The sequence below is a fragment of the Marinobacter sp. UBA2498 genome, from assembly GCF_002341575.1.
GTDB classification, from domain to species: Bacteria; Pseudomonadota; Gammaproteobacteria; order Pseudomonadales; family Oleiphilaceae; genus Marinobacter; species Marinobacter manganoxydans.
Genome location: NZ_DDOI01000055.1, coordinates 40,203 through 43,038 on the forward strand (window position 1 = coordinate 40,203; position 2,836 = coordinate 43,038).

The following is a 2,836-nucleotide window of genomic DNA, read 5'->3' on the forward strand; positions in this document are numbered from 1 at the left end:
TCCTGATGCTGCCCCAGGGCGAGGACCCGGACACCCTCGTGCGCAAGGAGGGGCCGGAAGCGTTCCAGAAGCGCATTGAAGGGGCAACGCCTCTGTCCCGCTATCTGTTTGATCGGCAGAGTGAAGGGCTGGACCTGCAACTGCCAGAGCATCGGGGCGAATTGCGAGCCAGGGTCGAACCGCTGCTCAACAAGATGCCCAGAAGCACCCTCCGGGATGCCATGTGGCACGAAATGCTCCGCCTTTGTGGTGGCCGGAACCAGTGGCAGAGCCGCCAGCAGGGGCAGAAAGGGCGCTGGAACGGCGAGCGACGGGATCGGGTGTCCGAGGATCGAATTGATGTGAAACTCAGCAAGGACAGCATTCTGTGCCTTGCCCTACTGGAAGCACCGGACCTGGCTACCGAGGTCACCGAGCTGGCCCGCAGCTCCCGACAATTCAATCAGGCCCGGAATTTTGCCGAGTGGATTCTGGCAAACGACATCCGGGACAGGAAAACCCTGGTGCGCACGCTGGCACTGGACACGGGCGCTCGTGAGCGCTTCTACCACCTGTTTGACGGGATCGAGCATATCCCTGCGCGGGAAAGCACACTGGCCGCCGCCCGTGAGCTTTTGAGCCCGAATGAAGAGGCATCCCGCCAGCAGCGGCTTGCCACACTATTGAGAAATCTGTCGAACCTCACAAGCGAGGAACGACAGGAGCTGAGAGCCCTGAGCAGCGGCACCGGGGACTAGCAGCACTTGAAACTTGATGCACTGATCACCATCTAACCTTTGAGCCTAGGCTCCTTGGTGGCAGAGCAACTAAGCGACAGCTATAATGGCTGTTTAACTTTTTTCCTTCTAAAAGCGAGTTTACAGGGTGTCTATGTCAGGCAATTCGCAAAAATCACGTTTGAAAGACCTCATTGCACGAGGCAAGGAACAAGGTTACCTGACTTACGCCGAGGTAAACGACCACCTCCCGGAAGACATCGCCGATCCGGATCAGGTCGAAGACATCATTCGCATGATTAACGACATGGGTATTCAGGTGTGCGAAGAAACACCGGACGCCGATACCCTGCTGATGACCGAGGGCGACTCCACCGCTGACGAAGCCGCCGCCGCTGAAGCCGCTGCCGCTCTGGCAGCTGTTGAGACCGACGCCGGCCGCACTACGGATCCTGTTCGCATGTACATGCGCGAAATGGGCACCGTAGAGCTGCTGACTCGCGAGGGCGAAATCGTCATTGCCAAGCGCATCGAGGAAGGCATTCGCGATGTGATGGCCGCCGTTGCCCACTTCCCGGGCACCGCTGGCACGGTGATCCAGGCCTACGACCGCATTCTCGAAAACGAAGGCCGTATCAGCGACATCGTAACCGGCTTCCTGGATCCGGACGACGCCGAGCCGTTCATGGGTGAGGACACCACACCCGAAAGCTCTGATGATTCCGACTCGGATTCAGACGATGACGACGATTCCTCGGAAGAAGAAACCGATAACGGCCCGGATCCGGAAGAGACCCGACTCCGGTTCGAACTGCTCAACGAAAAGCTGGAGGCCGCCAACAAGGCCCTGGCCAAGCACGGTCGGTCCGACAAGAAGACCCAGGAAGCCCTGAACGAGCTGGGTCAGGTTTTCGCACCGTTCAAACTCGCCAACAAGGCCTTTGACGAGCTGGTGAACGTGGTTCGCTCCACCAACGACCTGGTTCGCGAAAACGAGCGCGCGATCATGCAGATCTGTGTTCGCGAGTGCAAAATGCCCCGCAAGGACTTCATCAAGTCGTTCCCGGGCAACGAGACCAACCTGGATTGGGCCGACAAAATTGCCAAGAGCAAGAAGCCTTACGCAGCGCCCTTGGCCGAGCGTATAGACGAAGTCGTTCGCCTGCAGAAGCGCATCCAGAACGTGCAGACTGAAGTGGATCTGGACGTTGCCGACATCAAGGAAATCAACCGTCGGGTTTCCATCGGTGAAGCCAAGGCCCGCCGCGCCAAGAAAGAGATGGTTGAGGCCAACCTGCGTCTGGTTATTTCCATTGCCAAGAAATATACCAATCGGGGCCTGCAGTTCCTGGACCTGATCCAGGAGGGCAATATCGGCCTGATGAAGGCCGTCGACAAGTTCGAGTACCGTCGGGGCTACAAGTTCTCGACCTACGCCACCTGGTGGATTCGTCAGGCCATCACCCGCTCTATCGCGGACCAGGCCCGCACCATCCGTATTCCGGTGCACATGATCGAGACCATCAACAAGCTCAACCGGATCTCCCGCCAGATGCTGCAGGAAATGGGCCGCGAGCCCACGCCGGAAGAACTGGGCGAGCGCATGGAGATGCCTGAGGACAAGATCCGCAAGGTACTGAAGATCGCCAAAGAGCCGATCTCCATGGAAACCCCGATCGGCGACGACGAAGACAGCCATCTGGGCGACTTCATCGAAGATATCCAGGCCCTCTCCCCGGTGGACTCCGCCACCGCCGAAGGCCTGCGCGAAGCCACCCGCTCGGTACTGGCCGGCCTCACCGCCCGCGAGTCCAAGGTGCTGCGGATGCGCTTTGGTATCGAGATGAATACCGACCACACCCTGGAAGAAGTCGGCAAGCAGTTCGACGTAACCCGTGAGCGGATCCGTCAAATCGAAGCCAAGGCCCTGCGCAAACTGCGTCACCCCTCGCGCTCCGATCACCTGCGCGGCTTTATCGACGACCAGGGCAACCAGGGATAATTTCCCAAACAGTAGCGGGCGCCACACCTCACCGGTATAATGGCGCCCGCTTTGTTTCCCCCTCCGGAAACACCTTTCAAAACAGCGTTCGCTGAACGGGCCTATAGCTCAGTTGGTT

The 2,836-nt window shown here is 59.0% G+C and carries 1 protein-coding gene and 1 pseudogene; both read left to right on the top strand.

Going from position 1 to position 2,836, the window contains the following annotated elements:
- Positions 1-737 (top strand): annotated as a pseudogene (locus tag B2W52_RS06700) (DNA primase); the annotation flags it as partial.
- A gap of 133 nt (positions 738-870) precedes the next feature.
- Positions 871-2,718 (top strand): RNA polymerase sigma factor RpoD, encoded by a 1,848-nt coding sequence (gene rpoD / locus B2W52_RS06705; RefSeq protein ID WP_008169681.1) that lies wholly within the window; start codon positions 871-873, stop codon positions 2,716-2,718.
- Positions 2,719-2,836 lie beyond the last annotated feature (118 nt).

Bases quoted from the DNA above. Each gene is read 5' to 3' on its own strand.
- rpoD (WP_008169681.1), top strand. From the start codon at position 871: ATGTCAGGCAATTCGCAAAAATCACGTTTGAAAGACCTCATTGCACGA.